Origin of the sequence: Methylobacterium sp. OAE515, assembly GCF_041806315.1 — a bacterium.
GTDB lineage: Bacteria > Pseudomonadota > Alphaproteobacteria > Rhizobiales > Beijerinckiaceae > Methylobacterium > Methylobacterium tardum.
Map to the genome: position 1 here is coordinate 3,162,324 of NZ_JBGMUV010000001.1, position 17,154 is coordinate 3,179,477.

Here is a 17,154-nt window from a genome sequence, read left to right on the forward strand (position 1 = left end):
TCAAGCGGCCTCGTGATCCCGGCCTCGGCCATGCATCGTCGCGGCCTCGCCCGCATCAACGATCGCCTGGGCGATCCGGAGCACGAGGGCGTTGCACGCTTCGTCGTAGGCGCGCGGATCCGCCTGCACGGCCGCTTCGGCGACCGCAACGCCGCGCTCGCGGACGATGTCGCGCGCGGTGCGTAGCGCGTCGGCGTAAGGCTCGAAGGGTCGGGGCATCGTCGCGCTCCGGAGGCGCCGGGCCTTATCAACCCGGGTTGGCGGCTGGAACGAGCATCCCAACGAAACTGTTCCCGCCGGCCCTGGACTCGAATGCCGCACCGGCCCAGATCAGCCGCCGGCGAGAGACGAGCACACGATGGCATCCGAGACGAACACGCCCCCGGCCCTCGACGACGAGACCCTGGCCTTCGCGGCCCGGGTGTTCCAGTACGCGCGGATTGGCCACGCGGAGGAGCTTGCCGAGTTGTTCGGGCAGGGCCTGCCGGCGAACCTGCGCAACGACAAGGGCGACAGCCTCCTGATGCTGGCCGCCTATAACGGCCAGGAGGAGGCCACGCGGGTGATCCTGGAGGCCGGCGGCGACCCGGAGCTCGCCAACGACCGCGGCCAGACGCCGCTGGCAGGTGCCGCCTTCAAGAACGATCTGGCGGTGGCGCAGCTGCTGCTCCAGCACGGGGCCGCGGTGGACGGGACCGGCAGCGGCAGCCGCACGGCCCTGATGACGGCAGCCATGTTCGACCGGACCGAGATGGTCGACCTGCTGCTCCAGCACGGCGCCGATCCGGATCGCCGCGACGCCGCAGGCCAGAGCGCGGCCGACATGGCCCGGGCCATGGGCGCCCAGGCGACGCCGGGGCAGCTCGACGGGGCAGCGCGGCGGTAGTGCACGTCGCCGCGCGTTGCACCGTCGAGCCGACACGCACGGGCGCGACAGGCGCCCCACCCGGGAGCAGAGTCTTGCCGCGATCCCTCGGAACTGCCGCGCTGATCTGCCTCGTGCAGATCGCGTCCTTCGGCGCAGCATCCGCCGCCGAGACGCCCTGGCCCGCCTTCGGGCACGATCCCAGCAACCGCAACTTCTCCGACCTCACCCAGATCGACCGCGACACTGTCGGCCGCATGCGCCCAGCCTGGATCTTCCAGACGGGCGTCACCGGCTACTTCCAGGCTCAGCCGGTGATGGTCGATGGGACGCTCTACGTCTCCTCGACGCAGAACAACGTCGCGGCGCTGGACGCGCGCACCGGCCAGCCGATCTGGACCTACACACACAAGCCGCGCACCGAGAAGATCTTCGGACCGCCCTCGAACCGCGGACTGGCCGTTTCCGGGGGCCTCGTCTTCGAGGCGACCATGGACGGACGGCTGATCGCCCTCGACGCGAAGACCGGGAAGATCGTCTGGGACAAGGAGGCGGTCCGGCCGGAGGAGGGCGAGAGCGAGACCGCCTCGGGCCTCGCGGCAACGCTCGGCGGCAAGCCCGTGCAGGGATCGAGCCGCCTCGGCTTCAAGATGCCGCCGCTCGTCGTCGAGGGGCTGGTGATCGTCGGCGTGACCGGCGCGGGCTACGGCCTCCACATCGAGGACGAGGCGGGCGGTCTCGACGGCGGCGCGGTGGTCGGGATTGAGGGCGGATATGGGCGGCGCGGCTGGCTCGCGGCCTACGACGCCAAGACCGGCGAGGAGCGCTGGCGCTGGTACGTCACGCCGTCGGAGGGTTGGGAGGGCGGCTTCGTCGAGAAGACCGCCGACGGGACGCCGCTCCACCGCGACATCGCCGCCGAGAAGGCAGCCGCACCGGCCAATCGCGACGCCTGGCGGGTCGGCGGCGGTTCCCTCTGGATGACGCCGGCCTACGACGCGGATCTCGGCCTGATCTTCCTCGGGACCGGCAACCCGGCCCCGCAAAATTTCGGCCTCTCGCGACCGGGCGACAACCTCTACACGATGTGCCTCGTCGCCCTCGACGTGAAGACCGGCACGCTGCGCTGGTACTACCAGCAGGTGCCGCACGACGAGTGGGGCTACGACGTCGCCGCGCCGCCGTTCCTGCTCGACATGCCGGGCGGCGCCAAGGCCGTGGCCTCTGCGAGCAAGACCGGCTGGATCTATGTCCACGACCGCGCGACGGGCCGGCTGATCGCGCGCTCGGCCCCGCTCATCGACCAGAAGAACCTGTTCTCCCCGCCGACTCCGCAGGGCACCGTGGTGGCGCCCGGTCCCCTCGGCGCCGTGTCGTGGCCGCCCACCGCATATGACGGGCGGCGCGCCTACGTGCAGGTCCGCCACGGGGCGACGACTTACACGGTAAAGACGGTGCCGGCGGCCGCCGGGCGGCCGGAAATCCGCTACACCGAGACCGGCGAGGCCAGGGACGAGCCGTCCTTCAGCACCCTGACGGCCGTCGATCTCGGCGATGGCGGCAAGATCGCCTGGTCGGTGCGGTCGGCGAGCCGGCTGTCGGGCGGCACGCTGGCGACCGCCGGCGGTCTCGTCTTCTCCGGCGAGGAGGATGGGCATCTGGACGCACACGATGCGCGCGATGGCCGCGTGCTCTGGCGTTTCCAGTGCGGGGCCGGCATCAGCGGGCCGGCGATGACCTACGCGCTGGACGGCAAACAGTTTCTGGCGGTCGCGGCGGGCGGCGCGTCGTTCACCAAGGCGTCAGGCTTCGGCACCGGCGACGCGCTCCTGGTCTTCGCGCTGCCCGATTGACCGCGGCCGAGCCCGTGGCGCGAACAGGTCAGTCGCGTGCGATCGGGTAGCGCGTCCGCAGGCGCAGGCCGAACACCGCCATCATGAACATGCAGCAAGTGGCGTTGTTGCCGTTGTACAGCACCGTCTCGAACGAGGCCGAGACCAGCCCCAGGAACCACAGCCGCAGGAACAGCATCGTCTCCGCGTCGAGGCGGGTTCCGCCCGCTACGCGCTGAAGGTCGCGCACGGGCGCGAGCACGAATGCCACCACGGTCAGCGCGAGGAACGGCAGGCCCCCGATCAAAGCCGTGTCGAGATAGGCGTTGTGGGCGTGGTCGACGGTGTTGACCCAGGTCAGCTCCTCGGAGCCGCCATACATGGTGCGCTCGGTCATCCAGAACGCCCCGAGCCCCCAGCCGCGCCAAGGGCGGACCAGGATGTTGTCGATGGCGAACTGCCAGATCTCGCTGCGCCCCGTGAAGGTGGCGTTGGTGAGGAGCGCCCCCACCGCGTCCTGGATCGACGGCACCAGGACCGAGCCGATCGAGATTAGCGAGAATCCGACGATCGGGCCGAGCAGCAGCAGCGTCCGCATGATCCCGCCCGTGAGGATCTGGCAGAGGCCGGTGATCACGAGGATCACCGGCAGGAGCAGGATCGCGGTCTTGGAGCCGCTGGCGATTAGGAATCCTGCGGCCAGCAGCACGATGCTCCAGCCGAGGACGCGGCTCGCCACCCGCGCAACGTAGAGCCCGACGATCACCAGGATGACCATGGCGGCACCGGCCTCGTTCTTCTGCGGGAATATCCCGCGCCAGAGCCCCGGATGGCTCGGGTCGGAATTGACGTCGAAGGCCGAGTGGATGGCGAGGTTCGGAACGAGGGCAACCGCGAGGTAGGACGACAGCACGATCACCAGCGCGGCCCCGGCCATGGTCAGGGCGAGTTGCCGCGGAGAGCGGGCCACGATCAGCACGCCCGCCGAGAGCAGGGCGGCGATGGCGAACAGGGCCAGCCGTCGTAGCGACAGGCTCGGCTCGATGGAGAGAAGAGCCGTCCCGCTCAGCCAGACGGCGCACAGCACGAGCGGGCCTGTCACCAGCGGCCGGAGATGCCGGAAGCCGATCCGATGGATGGCCGCAACCATGGCGACACCGGTCGAAAGAAAGAGCGCCTGTGTGAGAAGGCTGCCTTCCTCGGAGGCCGCCAGGATCGACCGGTCGGACAGGTCGACGAGCCAGATGTGGTTCCAGAGGAGAACGAAGACCGCACCGTTCAGGAGAACGCGCAGCACGTCCGGCAAATCGCGCGCCGCGGTGCCGCGCTGCCGCTCCTGTACCCGGATCCCGGTTGCCGCGCCCGCAGAAGCCATCCCATCCCACCGCGAAAGCCGCGCTCTGCGGCCTTGGTCATTCTAGCGGCGGACGGATCCAGTGCGATGGGCAATCAAAGCTTCGTCCCGACGATCGCGTGATAACCTTGACGCCGGGCTGCGCCGCTCAGCGCCGCATCGTGTACTGCGAGCGCCCGGCCGATTGCCGCATCAGGAAGGATGCCATCTCGGCGAGCTCGGGCGCCTTGGAGCGAAAGGTTACGGACAGCGCCAGGAGCGTGTCCTTGTGGTCGAGCCCGGGATAGAGCCGCTCCTGGACCGGAACGTGCTCGGCGCGCAGCTTGGCGGCCAGGCTGACCGTGTGGCGGGGCTTCACCACCGTGTCGGCGTCGCCGGTCGCCAGGAACGCGGGCGGCGAGAGCGGGCCGACGAAGGTCCCGGGCTGCGTCGCGGCCTTGTCGGGCGCGTCCCCGAAAACCTTGAGGGTGGTGTCCTGGTCGAGGGGCAGGAAGTCGTAGGGTCCCGAGAGGCCCGCGACGGCCTTGATCACCTTGGGATCGACGCCGGCGGCGGTCACGTAGCGCGTGTCGAGGCCCAGCATCAGGGCGTTGTAGGCGCCCGCGGAGTGTCCGGCCAGAACGATGCGGCGCGGGTCGCCGCCGAAGGTCGTGATGTTGTCGCGCACCCAGGCCAGGGCCGCCGCACCGTCCTCCAGGAAGCCCGGGAACGGGGCGTCCGGATAGAGCCGGTAATCGGGCAACACGGTGACGAAGCCCTGCGCGGCGAGCGCGTGCCCGACGAAGGCGTAGTCGTCCTTGGAGCCGCTCTGCCAGGAGCCGCCGTAGAAGAACACCAGCACGGGCGCGTTCTCGGCGGCCGCCGTCGGGACGTAGACGTCGAGCTGCCGCCGCGGTCCCTCACCGAAGGGCTGGTCCTTGGCCGCGAGGCGGCCACCCGGATCGCGCGGACCGATCGCGTCGAACAGGGCAAGCGGCGAGGCGGCGGTGAAGCCGAACGCGGCAAGGCCGAGGCAGAGGAGGCTGGCGAACGCGGTAAGCAGACGTGTCATATCCCATCCGGTTGTCCCGACCGGACCATACCGCATCGCGCTCAGGGCGGATTGATGACGGTCCGGCGGCGAACACCGGAAAAAAATCAGGTTCGCAGCACGATGCAGGCGCCACCGACCTTCCGGATCCGGCCGCACAGGTCGTCGGCCGCCTGCCGGCTCTGCGCCGGGATACGGATCCGGTAGAAGGCGCGGGTCCCGCGATTGCGCAGGCGCGTCCCGATGATCATCGGCCGCACCTCGCCGATCACGCCCGCATAGCTGCTCCGGGCACGGTTGAAGCTCTGGAGGGCCAGCGCTTTGGAGAAGTTGCCGGCAAGCTGGATCCCCCAGGGGGCCGCCGGGCCCTCGTTGAGCCCGAGCGCGAAGCGGTCGCCGCGGGCCGGGATCCGCAGGCTGGCGGTGACCTGCAGGCAGGTCTGGGGCGCCTCCGTCTTCGCCTCCTTCTGCTCGGGCTTCTCCGGCTTCTCGGTCTTCTCGGACGCCCCGCCTTCCGGGAACTCGATCGCCTTGGCGGGGCCGGTCCGCCAGTCGTCGGCCGGAACGCCCGTGATGGCAGCCACGTAGGCGCGGGTCTCGGCAGGCAGCCCGCCGTCCCCAGTGAGCCACTTGCTGACCCGCGTCGCGCCGCCGTTATAGGCGGCCGCGGCCAGCCCGAGATTGCCGAACTGCCTTTTCAGGTCGGCCAGCAGGTGGGCGGCGTGCGGGATCGCCTGCTCCGGGTCGAACGGGTCGAGGAGGCCCCGCTCGCGCGCGGTCCCGGGCATGAACTGCGCCACGCCCTGCGCGCCCGCGGGGCTCACGACGCCGACGCGAAAGCTGCTCTCACGCCAGATCAGCCGCGTCAGGAACGGCACGGGCAGGCCGCGGGCCTTGGCGGACTCGTCGATCAGCCGGCAGAGCGCCTGCTCGACGGTCTCGGTAGCCCCTTCCGACGGGGCGGAGGCCGCCGGATGCGCAAAGGCGAAGCCGAGGATGGCGAGCAGCGCGCCGAGGCGCAGGCGTGAGATGGTCACACCGGCGCTTGTAGCGACCTCCGGTTTCGGATCAATCCATCCGGTCCGCCGCCCAGGCCGGGGCGTCGTCGCCGAGCCGGCGCGCCGCCCGGTCCCAGCGCATTGGGGCGCCCGGCACGGTCGCGGGCGGCAACAGGCGCCGCGCCGGCCCCCACGCCGTCGTCTCGATCTCCGGGGCAAGGTCATCCACCGCCTCGGTGACGGCAGGCTGATCGGGCGCTCCCGGCCCCGACGCGACCAGAAGTGCCGCCGTCCGGGCGAGCGAGAGCCGGGCTTGGCCGCCGGTCCCGTCCGAGAGCCGGCGCGCCAGCAGCCGCAGGATCGCGGCCGCCATCATGTAGCCGGTCGCGTGGTCCAAAGCCTGGACGGGAAGGGGCACCGGTGTTCCGGCTTTCCGCCAGTCCTGCCCGGCCTGCGCGATGCCGCAGCTCATCTGGACGAGGCTGTCGAAGCCGCGCCGTCCGGCCCAGGGCCCGGTCCAGCCATAGGCGTCGAGGCAAACCTCGACGAGGCCGGGCGCCAGTGCCCGCCGCACCTCTGCGCCGTAGCCGAGCCCGTCCAGGGCGCCGGGCCGGTAGCCGTGGACGAGCACGTCCGCCTCGGCCATCAGCGCCTCGAAGATCGCGTGGTCCGGATCCCGGCGCAGGTCCAAACGGGCGCAGGCCTTGCCCAGCGTCACCTCCGGCTCGAGGGCGGCCTCGTTCCAGTCGGGCGGGTCGATCCGCAGCACGTCCGCCCCGAAGCCCGCGAGGAAGCGCGTCGCCACCGGCCCGGCGAGCACCCGCGTCAGATCGAGCACCCGCAGGCCCGCGAGCGGCCGCTCAGGACGCGGCACCCAGCGCGATTCCGTCCGGTCGCTGGCCGGCGCGCAGGCCACGAGCGCCTCGGCCGTCACCGCGCGCCCCTGCGGATGCGCCGCCCACTCGGAAAGCCCGCGCATCTCGGCGGCGCAGCCGCCCTCGGCCAGGATCGCGGCCTCCAGCTCGGTCTTGGCCCAACCCGCCACCGCCCGGGCCATGCCGGCGCGATCCGCCTGCGCCCCGAGCACCCGCTCGGCCGCGGCTCTGTGGTGCGGGGCGTTGGTGTGGAGGCGGATCCAGCCGTCCCGGGTGGCGTAGTCGCCGGCGACGGGATCCCAGGGCGCCGGCACGGTCCAGCCCTCCGGCCGCAACGAAGTCGCGAACCAGAGCCCCGCGAGCCTTCGGTCCACGCGAACCGGTCCGCGCGCACCCGCGATCTCCGCGAGCGCCAACGCCGCTGCGCCGATCGAACCGGCGGCCAGCTCGGTGACCGCGAAGGCCGAGGGCAGGGTGCCGGTGCCGGTGATATCGAGGCTGTCGAGGGCGCGGGGCGGTCCCCCGAGCGTCTCCCAGATCCGTGCGGCGAATGCCTCGGTCCCTTCCCTCATGCCGAACTCCCATGAATCCGCGTGGGCGGGCAGATCATCCTTACGGCCGCAGAGACTAGGGCCGCGGCGCACGCGCGCTATAAGGGATGCATGTCAGAGGCCGAAAACCAGCCGCTCCTCGCCGTCGAGGGCTTGTCCGTCGCCTTTCGGTCCCGCGCGGGCGAGACACGGGCGGTTGACAACATCGCCTTCACGATCCGCCGCGGCGAGACCGTCGCGCTGGTCGGCGAGTCGGGATCCGGCAAGTCGGTGACCGCGCTGGCGATCCTGCGGCTCCTCGACGGCGCGGCTCACCAGGACGGCCGGATCCTGTTCAAGGGGCGCGACCTCGCCGGCCTGCCGGAGCGCGCGATGCGCGACGTGCGCGGTGCCGACATCACCATGGTGTTCCAAGAGCCGATGACGTCGCTCAACCCGCTCCACTCGATCGAGCGGCAGATCGGCGAGGTGCTGAGCCTCCATCGCGGCCTCAGCGGCAAGGCGGCAAGGCGCCGGATCCTCGAACTCCTGGAGCTCGTGGGCCTGCGCGACGCCGAGCGCCGCATGGGCGCCTACCCGCACGAGCTCTCGGGCGGTCAGCGCCAGCGGGTGATGATCGCCATGGCGCTGGCCTGCGAGCCGGACCTTCTGGTCGCCGACGAGCCGACCACGGCGCTGGACGTCACCGTGCAGGCGCAGATCCTAGCGCTGCTGGCCGATCTGCAGAAGCGCCTCGGCATGGCGATGCTGTTCATCACCCACGATCTCGGCATCGTCGAGCGGATCGCCGACCGGGTCTGCGTCATGCTGAAGGGCAAGATCGTGGAGGCCGGTGCCACCAGGGCGGTCTTCGCGAACCCGCAGCACGAATACACGAGGCGCCTGATCGCCTCCGAGCCGAAGGGTCGGGCCAACCCGGTCCCGTCCGACGCCCCCTCGCTGGTCGAGGCCGGGCCGCTCAAGGTCTGGTTCCCGTTGAAGACCGGCCTGCTCCGGCGCGTCACCGGCCACGTCAAGGCGGTGGACGGTGTGTCCCTGCGGGTGCGGGCTGGCGAAACCGTGGGCGTGGTCGGCGAATCCGGCTCCGGCAAGACGACGCTCGGGCTTGCCCTGCTGCGCCTGACGGGCTCGGAGGGCCCGATCGTGTTCCTCGGCAAGGCGATCGACGGTTACGGCGTGGCGCAGATGCGGCCGCTGCGGAAGGACATGCAGGTGGTCTTCCAGGATCCCTACGGCTCGCTCTCGCCGCGCATGTCGGTGGCCGACATCGTTGCCGAGGGGCTGGTGGTTCAGGGCGCCGTGCGCTCCAGGGCCGAGCGCCGCGCCGTGGTGTCGAAGGCCCTCAGCGATGTCGGCCTCGACCCGGCCGCCATGGACCGCTACCCGCACGAATTCTCCGGCGGCCAGCGCCAGCGCATCGCCATCGCCCGGGCCATCGTGCTCAATCCGCGCTTCGTCGTGCTCGACGAGCCGACCTCGGCCCTCGACCGCTCGGTCCAGGCCCAGATCGTGACCCTGCTGCGCGATCTCCAGCGCGAGCGCGGCCTCGCCTACCTGTTCATCAGCCACGACCTGAAGGTGGTCCGCGCGCTGGCGAACTACGTGGTGGTGATGCAGAACGGCCGGGTGGTCGAGGAGGGCCCCGCCGAGACGATCTTCGCGAGCCCGCAGACCGCCTACACGCAGGCCCTGTTCAAGGCTGCCTTCGCCCTCGACAGCGACGCGCCCACCGAGCTGGAGCCCGCCTGACCGTGGCGCGCGCGCTCCTCATCGTCCTCGATTCCGTCGGCATCGGCGGCGCCCCGGATGCCGACACCTACGGCGACGCCGGGTCCGATACGCTCGGGCACATCGCGGACGCCTGCGCGGCGGGACGCGGCGACCGGCCCGGGCTGCGCGCCGGCCCGTTGCGGCTTCCGCATTTGGCCGCGCTCGGTCTCGGGCTCGCGGCCGCCGGGGCGTCGGGCCGGATCCCGCCCGGCCTGGCACCGGACGGCGCGCCGCGCGGCGCCTACGGCCACGCCGTGGAGACGGCTGCCGGCAAGGACACACCCTCGGGCCATTGGGAGATCGCCGGCCTGCCGTTGCCCGAGCCGTGGGGCCATTTTCCCGATACTCGGCCGGCCTTCCCCCACGCGCTGACCGAGGCGCTCGTCGCGGAGGCGCAGCTGCCGGGCATCCTGGGCGATCGCCACGCGCCGGGCGTGGCGATCATCGACGCGCTCGGGGCCGAGCACCTGCGGACCGGCAAGCCGATCTGCTACACCTCGGCCGACAGCGTGTTCCAGATCGCCGCCCACGAGGAGGCGTTCGGGCTGGAGCGGCTCTACGCGCTGTGCCGCACCGCCCGCCAGCTCTGCGATCCCTATCGGGTCTGCCGGGTCATCGCCCGGCCGTTCGTGGGCTCGGCGGAGGCGGGGTTCCGCCGGACAAGCAACCGCAAGGATTTCGCCGTGGCGCCGCCCGGCCGCACCCTGCTCGACCGGGCGGAGGCGGCGGGCCGCGCCGTCGTCAGCGTCGGCAAGATCGGCGACATCTTCGCCCACCGCGCCACGGGCCGCGAGATCAAGCCGGGTCCGAACGCCGCCTGCCTCACGGCCGGGCTCGACGCGCTCAAGGACCTGCCGGACGGCGGCCTCGTCTTCGTGAACCTCGTGGATTTCGATACGGAACACGGCCACCGCCGCGACGTGCCGGGTTACGCGGCGGAACTGGAAGCCTTTGATGCCCGGGTCCCCGATATTCTGGCGGCGCTTGGGCCCGGCGATCTCGCGGTGATCACCGCCGACCACGGCAACGACCCGACCTGGGCAGGCACCGACCACACCCGCGAGCAGGTGCCGGTCCTGGTCTTCGGTCCCGGAATCGCCGGACGCGCGGTCGGGCGGCGGGACACCTTCGCGGATATCGGTGCCACGGTGGCGGCCCATCTCGGCCTGACCTGGGACGGCGCCGGACGACCGTTCCTCTAGGGAGTGCGCACGATGCGGGACGATGACGACCGGCCGCGCAAGGCCGTCACCCACGAGGTCGGACAGCCGTTGGACACGCTCTCGCTCTCGGACCTCGACGAGCGGGTCGCGCTCCTGCGGGCCGAGATCGCCCGGATCGAGGCGGCGCGGGCGGCCAAGCAGGCGGCGCAGGGCGCGGCCGACGCCTTCTTCAAGCGGGGCTGACGCTTGGACCGGACCGAAACGCTCGCCGCGCTTCGGCGCGGCGATCTCGGCGGCGCCCGTGAGCTGCGGCTGCCCGACGGGCTCGCCGAACTCCCCCGGGAGGTGCTGGATCTCGGCGACACGCTCGAGGTGCTGGATCTCGGCCGGGGCAGCCTCTCCGACCTGCCGGACGATCTCGGGCGCCTGCGGCGCCTGCGGGTGCTGTTCGGCTCCGGCAACCCCTTCCCCCGCCTGCCACCGGTTTTGGGCGGGTGCCCGACGCTGAGCCAGCTCGGGTTCCGGGGCTGCGGCATCCGCGAGGTTCCGCCGGACTCGCTGCCGCGCGACCTGCGCTGGCTGACCCTGACCGACAACCAGATCGAGCACCTGCCCGACACCCTCGGTGAACGGCCGCTGCTGCAGAAGCTGATGCTCGCCGGAAACCGGATCGCCGCGCTGCCCGACAGCCTGTCGGCGGCGGACTATCTCGAGCTGATCCGCCTGTCGTGCAACCGGTTCGACGCGCTTCCCGCCTGGCTGGCGCGGCTGCCGCGCCTCGCCTGGATCGCCTATGCGGGCAATCCCGCGGAGCCGGAGACGGAGCCCGCCGGGGCGACGCGCGTCCCATGGGCCGACCTGACGGTCGGCGACCTGCTCGGGGAGGGCGCCTCGGGCCAGGTTTTTCGGGCCGTGTGGACGAGCCCCGCCGGCGCGCGGGACGTGGCGCTCAAGCTGTTCAAGGGCGCGATGACCAGCGACGGGCTGCCCGAGCGCGAGATGGAGGCCTGCCTCGCTGCCGGCACGCATCCGGCGCTGACCGGCGCCCTCGGCCGGATCGCGGGACATCCGGACGGCGCGCAAGGGCTGCTCCTGCGGCTCCTGCCCCAGCACTGGCGCGTGCTCGCGGGTCCGCCGAGTCTCGCGAGTTGCAGCCGCGACGTCTACCCGCCGAGCTTGCGCCTCGACCAGGCGCAGGTTCTGCGCATCGCTCGCTCGGTGGCTGAGGCGGTGGTACACCTTCATGGCCGCAGCCTGCTCCACGGCGACGTCTACGCCCACAACATCCTCTGGGATGCCGCGACCGGTGCGGCCGTGCTCAGCGATTTCGGGGCGGCCTCGGCGCTGCCGTCGGGTGAGACCGGTTCGACGCTGATGCGGGTCGAGGTGCGGGCCGTCGGCATCCTGCTGGGTGAGTTGCTCGACCACTGCACCGCCCCCCCGGAGAGCCTGCGGAGTCTGGCACGGGCCTGCACGCAGGCCGATCCAGCGCGGCGGCCGAGCCTGCCGGAGGTCATCGCCACGATCGGGCGAGCGAACTGAGTCTTGAGTAAGGGACGCGGCGGGACGTCGGGACCGACGTCTCCTGGCCGCTCCCGGCGCCTCACAGCCCGTGCGTCACCGTCATTCCGGGGCGCCGAAGGCGTGCCCGGAATCCAGAACCGCCATCCATGCAAGGTTCTGGCAGGTCCGCGTGTCTGGATGCCGAGCTCCGCTGCGCGGCCCCGAGATGACGGGGAACTCAGCCCTTCCCGCCGGGAGATCCGTGATTCCCGCGCTCGGACTTCCTTTTCAGGCGCCGCCTCAATCCGGGAGGTCGGCCTGCTTGCGCGCCACCACGGCGAACAGGTCGCCGAGCGCGGCGAGGCTCGCGGCCTGAAGCTGCGCGGCGGGCACCACGCTGCCGTCCGGCGCCGGCAGATCGCGCGTCGCCGTGGCGGCGGCCACGACGGTCGGGCGGAACCCGAGATTGAAGGCGCTGCGCGCCGTCGAGTTGACGCACATATGCGTCATGAAGCCCGCGAGCACGACGTCCTTCACGCCGGCCTTCTCCAGCCGCGCCTGAAGGTCGGTCCCCACGAACGAACTCGGATAGGCCTTGGTGATCACCGGCTCGTCGCCCTGCGGCGCCACTTCCGGGCTGATCTGGCCGATCGGGGCCGTGACGTCGTAGGGCGAGCCCGGCCCGGCATTGTGGCGGACATGGAGGATCGGGATGCCGGCCTCGCGCGCCCGCCGGAGCAGGTCCGCCGCCTCACGGATCGCGGATTCGACGCCCTCGAGGCGCATGACGCCTTCGCGATACGTCTGCTGCAGGTCGATCATGACGAGCGCCGAGCCCTTGAGCCCGGCCGGCTCGGGGCTGAGGCCTGACAGGCCGCGCAGGGTCGCGAGATCGGACATCCAGGTGCTCCCATCGTGCCGCGCGTGTGGCGCGGCCGCCAACTCGGTGGCCCTGGACCCTACGACGCATGGGCCGGAGCGCACCATAGCCAATCGATGCGCTCCGAGGGTCTAGTGCGCCGGCGGTCCCGGATCGATCGCCGGCAGCTCGTTCGCCGGCAAGCCGGAGCCGGCCAGCGCCTGCGGGCCGCCGGCGCCGCGGGCGCGGTTGGCGAGCGCCACGGTCAGGCGCTCGGCGGTTTCGGGCTGCATCACCGCCAGAACCTCGGCCATCTTGCGCGGATTCATGGCCAGCACGATCGGCACCAGGACGTCGTGGCCCAGCCGGTCGAACACCCGGGCGGCATCCTTGGGCTTCATCGCCTCGTACATCGTCACGATGTTCTTGAGCCCCTGCTTTTCGGCCTCCTCCTTCGCCTTGGCGACGGAATCGACCTTGTCCTCGGCCTTCTTGAGATCGCCGAGCCCGGTCTCAAGCTTCCGCTCGGCCTCGCCCAGCATCTTCTCGCGCAGCTCAAGCTCGTCGTTCTTCTGGCGCAGGGCGTCGCGCCGAGCGCCGAGCTTCTCCAGCAGCGCGCGCTCGGTCGGCGAGACCGAGGCTGGGGCCGCAGGCTGCGGCGGGGCCGTGACCGGAGCCTTCTCGGCCGCGGCGGCCGGCTCCTCCTTGGCGCCCACCGATCCGGTGGTGACCGGGTCGGGCGGCTCGTAGCCGGTCCGGGCCCGGGCGACCGCGCGGCTGTAGTCCGGCAGCGCGGCGCTCTCCGGCAGGCCGGCCTGCAGCAGGCTGAGGAGTTTGAGCACGAGGAGCCCGCTCGCCGCGAGGGCGACGGCGTTGATGAGGCGCAGCCGCGCCGGCCGCACCGGCGGCGCCGGCTTGGGGGGCAAGCGGCGCAGCGCCTCGCCGGCGCGGCGCAGCTTCGCCTCGGGATCCGGCTTCGGCGGCGGGACCTTCGGGGCTTTGACCCCGGTCACGCGGCGCGCGCCCGGACGCGGGCGAGGGCGCGCTCGCTCATGGCGAGTGCCGCCGCGGCGGCGGCCCCGAGGCGCTCCCCGTTCGGGCTCGACGGCTCCGGTCGGCGCAGGGGCTGAAGCTCGGGCTCGGCCACGACCTGCGGACCATGCGCCGGCTCCGGCCGGGCCGGCACCGCGCGCATCTGCGCGACGATGGCGCCGATTCGCGTCACCACCGTCTCGCCCGCCTCGACCTGCAGCTTCAGCTCGGCGGATCGGGCGGTCGCGGCATCCAGGCTGGCATTGAGGGTGCGGTCGGCATCGTCGATGGCCGCGCGCAGACCCGCGATGGCGCGCTCGGCCGTCCCGGTCGCAACCATCAGGTCGCCGATGGTCTGGCGGAGCGCGGCCTCGTCGCCCTTCATCTGGCCGATCCGGCGCGACAGCCGCAGGGAGGTGACGATCGTCGCCGCGAGAAGGACCGCGACCAGGATGTCGGCGGCGAGGGTGACGAAGAGACTCATGCCGGGACTCTCACCCCTAATTGTCCGATCGGTTGTTCATCGAGGCCTCGTAGGCCTGGATGGTCGTGCGCGACCGGCGCAGCGGCCGGGTGACCTGGACGGCGATGTGGCCGTCGACCCGGCCGATCCGCCCCTGCGTCAGCGCCCAGTCGCCGCAGCGCACGGTGATGAGGTCCGACGGCTTGGCGTCGAACATCAGCGTCTCGCCGACCTTGAGGCTCATGACCTGCTTCAACGGCAGCATCATCTCGTGCAGCACCGCCTCCATGGCCACGTCGGCCTGCCAGATCTCGGTGGCGAGATGGCCTTCCCAGATGTGGTCGCGGCCGAGCTTCTCGCCCATGAAGCTCTGGGTGAGCAGCTCGCGGATCGGCTCGATGGTCGCGTAGGGAAACAGGATCTGCAGCATGCCGCCGCGCCCGTCGACGTCGAGGCGCAGGCTGATCAGGATCGCGGCGTTGCCCGGCCGCGTGATGGTGGCGAAGCGCGGATTGGTCTCGATCCGGTCGATGCCGAAGCTCACTGGCGAGAGCGGCTGGAACGACAGCTCCAGGTCGCCCAGCACGATCTCCACGAGGCGGCGCACCAGGGTCATCTCGATGGCGGTGAACGGACGGCCGTCGAGGCGGCTCGACAGGCCGCCGCGCTTGCCGCCGAGCAGCAGGTCGAAGGTCGCGTAGGCGAGGTTGGAGTCGACCGTGACGAGGCCCGAATTCTCCCACTGCTCGGCGCGGAATACGCCCAGCAGCGTCGGCAGCGGGATCGCGTTGAGATAGTCGCCGAAGCGCACCGAGGTGATGTTGTCGAGGGTCACCTCGACGTTGTCCTGGAACAGGTTACGCAGGGAGGTCGACAGCAACCGGATCATCCGGTCGAAGACGATCTCCAGCATCGGGAGGCGTTCGTACTGGACGACGCCCGAATCGACGATGGCCTGCACGCCCCCGGCCCCGGAGGCCGAGAGCTCGCGCATGGAGAAGCCGAGGACGCCGTCGATCTCGTCCTGGTTGAGCACCCGGTCGTTGCCGGCGAGTTCGGGGAGATTGTCGCTCTCCCCGTCCTCGATCATCGTCGCCCATTCGGCGGCGACGTCACCCGCGTTGCGCGTGGTGCCCTGCTCGGCGAGGGCCGCGCCCCATTCCTCGGCGAGCGACGAGTCGCCGCCCTCGGAACCCTGCTCCAGCAGGGCCGCCGACCAATCGTCCTCGGGGAGTTCGTCCTCGGGTTCCATCAGGCGTGCTCGATCAAGCCTTGGCGCGCGGCCTTCGCGTGGCGTGAGAGGGTCTCGGGCCGGATCACTGGACGATCACGTCCTTGAGCAGCACGGCCTCGACCTTGGCGGGATAAAGCGCGATGTTGACGCGGCGCAGCAGCTCCTCGCGTAGCCGGAACAGGCCCACCGAGCCGGTGAGATCGCTGGCGCGCAGCTCGCGCATGTAGATCTGCAGCGCGTCCTCGACGCGCGGCATCAGCGGCTTCACCTCCTCCTCGACCTTGGCGTCCTTGAGCTCGAGGGAGAGCCGCACCTTGGCGTATTTCGTCTTGTCCTGAGGCATGTCGGGGCTGAGGTTCAGGAGCATCTCGCGCACGTCGACGAAGACGACCTGCCTCTTGCCCTCCGGCCCGGCGCCGTGACCGCCTTCCGCGGCCTCCTTGCCCTCACCGTGGTCCCCGCCCTTGCCCATCATCATGAAGGCGCCAGCACCGCCGCCCGCCACCACCAGGACGGCGACGGCCACCATGATCATGAGCTTCTTCTTGCTCTTCGGGGCGGCTTCGGCTCCGGCCTCGCCTTCCCCGGCGGAGGCCTTCTTGGGCTTCTTGGCCATGGAATAATGCTCTCTCGCGGATGTCCCCGCGCCGGGTACATCCGGATATCGGAGCATCACGGTTAACGCGCCGTTAAGCAGGCAATTCCTGCCGAGTCAGGTTTGCCGTGGCACAGTCCGGACCGGCCGGACCGACCGGCGGATTTCCGGATAAGTCATTCTGGAAAATCATAAAATTGGCACTCGGCCTCGTGGCACAGCGCATGCTGAAGAGATCGTTGCCGCCACCGCGGCGCACGAGTCCCAGAGTCCACGATGCAGAATGCCCTCTTCGTCGGCGTATCGAGCCAGATGGCGCTCCAGCGCGAGCTGGACGTGATCGCCAACAACATGGCGAACGTGTCGACCACCGGCTTCAAGGCCCGCAACAGCCGCTTCCAGGAATACCTGATGCCGGTGGCGAGCGCGGATTCGTTCGCCCGGCCGGACCGGCGCCTCTCCTACGTCATCGACCAGGGCACCGCACTCGACCTTGGGCAGGGGCCGGTCGAGCAGACCGGCAACCCGCTTAACGTCGCCGTCAAGGGCTCCGCCTTCATCGCCGTGCAGTCGCCCCAGGGCGAGCGCTACACCCGCAACGGCGCGTTCGAGCTGGACGCCCAGGGCACGCTCGTGACCAGCGACGGCAACAAGGTCGTGGGGGACGGCGGCCCGATCACCATCAACCCGCAGGAGACCGGGCTGGCGATTGGTCCCGACGGCACGGTCTCGACCAATCTCGGCATCCGCGGGAAGATCAAGCTCGTCACCTTCGCCAACCCGCAGCGGCTCACCAACGAGGGCGCCAATCTCTACGCCTCGCCGGATCCGGCACGCCCGGCCGGGATCGACGGCCGCCTGGAGCCGGCCGCGCTGGAGCGCTCGAACGTCCGCCCGGTCATCGAGATGACCCGGCTGATGGACGTGAACCGCTCCTACGCCATGGTGTCGAGCATGATCTCCCGCCTCGACGATCTGCGGGGCACGGCGATCCGCCGCCTCGCCGACGTCGCGTAAGGGGGCCTGACCG

The 17,154-nt window shown here is 71.2% G+C and carries 17 protein-coding genes; 7 read left to right on the top strand and 10 right to left on the bottom strand.

Annotated features, from left to right (window positions below; translation table 11 throughout):
• Complete coding sequence (locus tag ABIE45_RS15555; protein WP_192708711.1) at window positions 1-219, bottom strand: hypothetical protein; 219 nt, start codon at window positions 217-219, stop codon at window positions 1-3.
• Between the two features lie 139 nt (window positions 220-358).
• On the opposite strand from ABIE45_RS15555, the gene ABIE45_RS15560 reads away from it, so the two are divergent.
• Window positions 359-886 carry an ankyrin repeat domain-containing protein gene (locus tag ABIE45_RS15560; RefSeq protein WP_192708712.1) on the top strand — a complete coding sequence of 176 codons (528 nt, stop codon included), beginning with the start codon at window positions 359-361 and terminating at the stop codon, window positions 884-886.
• A 74-nt stretch (window positions 887-960) separates the two neighbouring features.
• A complete protein-coding gene (locus ABIE45_RS15565) occupies window positions 961-2,718 on the top strand; it encodes a pyrroloquinoline quinone-dependent dehydrogenase (RefSeq protein WP_373622361.1) in 1,758 nt (585 codons plus the stop codon).
• A gap of 28 nt (window positions 2,719-2,746) precedes the next feature.
• Here ABIE45_RS15565 and ABIE45_RS15570 read toward each other — a convergent pair whose 3' ends face one another.
• From ABIE45_RS15570 to ABIE45_RS15585, 4 genes are all read right to left on the bottom strand, one after another.
• Window positions 2,747-4,072, bottom strand: coding sequence for an O-antigen ligase (locus ABIE45_RS15570; protein WP_192708713.1), 1,326 nt, complete (start codon window positions 4,070-4,072; stop codon window positions 2,747-2,749).
• A 127-nt stretch (window positions 4,073-4,199) separates the two neighbouring features.
• Window positions 4,200-5,102 (bottom strand): alpha/beta hydrolase, encoded by a 903-nt coding sequence (locus tag ABIE45_RS15575; RefSeq protein WP_192708714.1) that lies wholly within the window; start codon window positions 5,100-5,102, stop codon window positions 4,200-4,202.
• An 86-nt stretch (window positions 5,103-5,188) separates the two neighbouring features.
• On the bottom strand, window positions 5,189-6,112 hold the full coding sequence (locus tag ABIE45_RS15580) for a lytic transglycosylase domain-containing protein (protein WP_192708799.1): 924 nt from the start codon (window positions 6,110-6,112) through the stop codon (window positions 5,189-5,191).
• Between the two features lie 37 nt (window positions 6,113-6,149).
• On the bottom strand, window positions 6,150-7,526 hold the full coding sequence (locus ABIE45_RS15585; RefSeq protein ID WP_192708715.1) for a CoA transferase: 1,377 nt from the start codon (window positions 7,524-7,526) through the stop codon (window positions 6,150-6,152).
• A gap of 90 nt (window positions 7,527-7,616) precedes the next feature.
• On the opposite strand from ABIE45_RS15585, the gene ABIE45_RS15590 reads away from it, so the two are divergent.
• From ABIE45_RS15590 to ABIE45_RS15605, 4 genes are read left to right on the top strand one after another with little or no spacing between them, the layout of a single operon-like run.
• Window positions 7,617-9,254: an ABC transporter ATP-binding protein gene (locus ABIE45_RS15590; RefSeq protein WP_192708716.1), complete on the top strand. Its 1,638-nt coding sequence runs from the start codon at window positions 7,617-7,619 to the stop codon at window positions 9,252-9,254.
• A 2-nt stretch (window positions 9,255-9,256) separates the two neighbouring features.
• A complete protein-coding gene (locus ABIE45_RS15595) occupies window positions 9,257-10,477 on the top strand; it encodes a phosphopentomutase (protein ID WP_192708717.1) in 1,221 nt (406 codons plus the stop codon).
• A 12-nt stretch (window positions 10,478-10,489) separates the two neighbouring features.
• Window positions 10,490-10,681 carry a DUF1192 domain-containing protein gene (locus ABIE45_RS15600; protein WP_192708718.1) on the top strand — a complete coding sequence of 64 codons (192 nt, stop codon included), beginning with the start codon at window positions 10,490-10,492 and terminating at the stop codon, window positions 10,679-10,681.
• Between the two features lie 3 nt (window positions 10,682-10,684).
• The gene (locus ABIE45_RS15605) at window positions 10,685-11,980 is read left to right on the top strand and encodes a leucine-rich repeat-containing protein kinase family protein (RefSeq protein ID WP_192708719.1); all 1,296 of its coding nucleotides are present in this window, start codon (window positions 10,685-10,687) and stop codon (window positions 11,978-11,980) included.
• Window positions 11,981-12,241: 261 nt separating this feature from the next.
• Here the strand turns inward: ABIE45_RS15605 and ABIE45_RS15610 are convergent, their stop codons facing one another.
• The 5 genes from ABIE45_RS15610 to fliL all read right to left on the bottom strand — a co-directional run bounded on the left by ABIE45_RS15610 (window position 12,242) and on the right by fliL (window position 16,145).
• Window positions 12,242-12,841, bottom strand: coding sequence for a cysteine hydrolase family protein (locus tag ABIE45_RS15610; protein ID WP_192708720.1), 600 nt, complete (start codon window positions 12,839-12,841; stop codon window positions 12,242-12,244).
• Window positions 12,842-12,952: 111 nt separating this feature from the next.
• Window positions 12,953-13,813 (bottom strand): MotE family protein, encoded by an 861-nt coding sequence (locus tag ABIE45_RS15615; protein WP_373622362.1) that lies wholly within the window; start codon window positions 13,811-13,813, stop codon window positions 12,953-12,955.
• Window positions 13,810-14,316: a DUF6468 domain-containing protein gene (locus ABIE45_RS15620; RefSeq protein ID WP_192708721.1), complete on the bottom strand. Its 507-nt coding sequence runs from the start codon at window positions 14,314-14,316 to the stop codon at window positions 13,810-13,812. Before ABIE45_RS15620 ends, ABIE45_RS15615 begins: the two co-directional genes overlap by 4 nt.
• Before the next feature lie 16 nt (window positions 14,317-14,332).
• Window positions 14,333-15,550, bottom strand: coding sequence for a flagellar motor switch protein FliM (gene fliM, locus ABIE45_RS15625; RefSeq protein ID WP_192708801.1), 1,218 nt, complete (start codon window positions 15,548-15,550; stop codon window positions 14,333-14,335).
• Between the two features lie 61 nt (window positions 15,551-15,611).
• On the bottom strand, window positions 15,612-16,145 hold the full coding sequence (gene fliL, locus ABIE45_RS15630; RefSeq protein ID WP_192708722.1) for a flagellar basal body-associated protein FliL: 534 nt from the start codon (window positions 16,143-16,145) through the stop codon (window positions 15,612-15,614).
• A gap of 255 nt (window positions 16,146-16,400) precedes the next feature.
• Between fliL and flgF the strand changes: the two genes are divergently transcribed.
• On the top strand, window positions 16,401-17,141 hold the full coding sequence (gene flgF, locus ABIE45_RS15635) for a flagellar basal-body rod protein FlgF (RefSeq protein ID WP_192708723.1): 741 nt from the start codon (window positions 16,401-16,403) through the stop codon (window positions 17,139-17,141).
• Window positions 17,142-17,154 lie beyond the last annotated feature (13 nt).

What these genes read in the sequence shown, in the direction of transcription:
- ABIE45_RS15555 (WP_192708711.1), bottom strand. Translation starts at nt 219, where the DNA reads ATGCCCCGACCCTTCGAGCCTTACGCCGACGCGCTACGCACCGCGCGC.
- ABIE45_RS15560 (WP_192708712.1), top strand. Translation starts at nt 359, where the DNA reads ATGGCATCCGAGACGAACACGCCCCCGGCCCTCGACGACGAGACCCTG.
- ABIE45_RS15570 (WP_192708713.1), bottom strand. Translation starts at nt 4,072, where the DNA reads ATGGCTTCTGCGGGCGCGGCAACCGGGATCCGGGTACAGGAGCGGCAG.
- ABIE45_RS15575 (WP_192708714.1), bottom strand. Translation starts at nt 5,102, where the DNA reads ATGACACGTCTGCTTACCGCGTTCGCCAGCCTCCTCTGCCTCGGCCTT.
- ABIE45_RS15585 (WP_192708715.1), bottom strand. Translation starts at nt 7,526, where the DNA reads ATGAGGGAAGGGACCGAGGCATTCGCCGCACGGATCTGGGAGACGCTC.
- ABIE45_RS15590 (WP_192708716.1), top strand. Translation starts at nt 7,617, where the DNA reads ATGTCAGAGGCCGAAAACCAGCCGCTCCTCGCCGTCGAGGGCTTGTCC.
- ABIE45_RS15600 (WP_192708718.1), top strand. Translation starts at nt 10,490, where the DNA reads ATGCGGGACGATGACGACCGGCCGCGCAAGGCCGTCACCCACGAGGTC.
- ABIE45_RS15610 (WP_192708720.1), bottom strand. Translation starts at nt 12,841, where the DNA reads ATGTCCGATCTCGCGACCCTGCGCGGCCTGTCAGGCCTCAGCCCCGAG.
- ABIE45_RS15620 (WP_192708721.1), bottom strand. Translation starts at nt 14,316, where the DNA reads ATGAGTCTCTTCGTCACCCTCGCCGCCGACATCCTGGTCGCGGTCCTT.
- fliL (WP_192708722.1), bottom strand. Translation starts at nt 16,145, where the DNA reads ATGGCCAAGAAGCCCAAGAAGGCCTCCGCCGGGGAAGGCGAGGCCGGA.
- flgF (WP_192708723.1), top strand. Translation starts at nt 16,401, where the DNA reads ATGCAGAATGCCCTCTTCGTCGGCGTATCGAGCCAGATGGCGCTCCAG.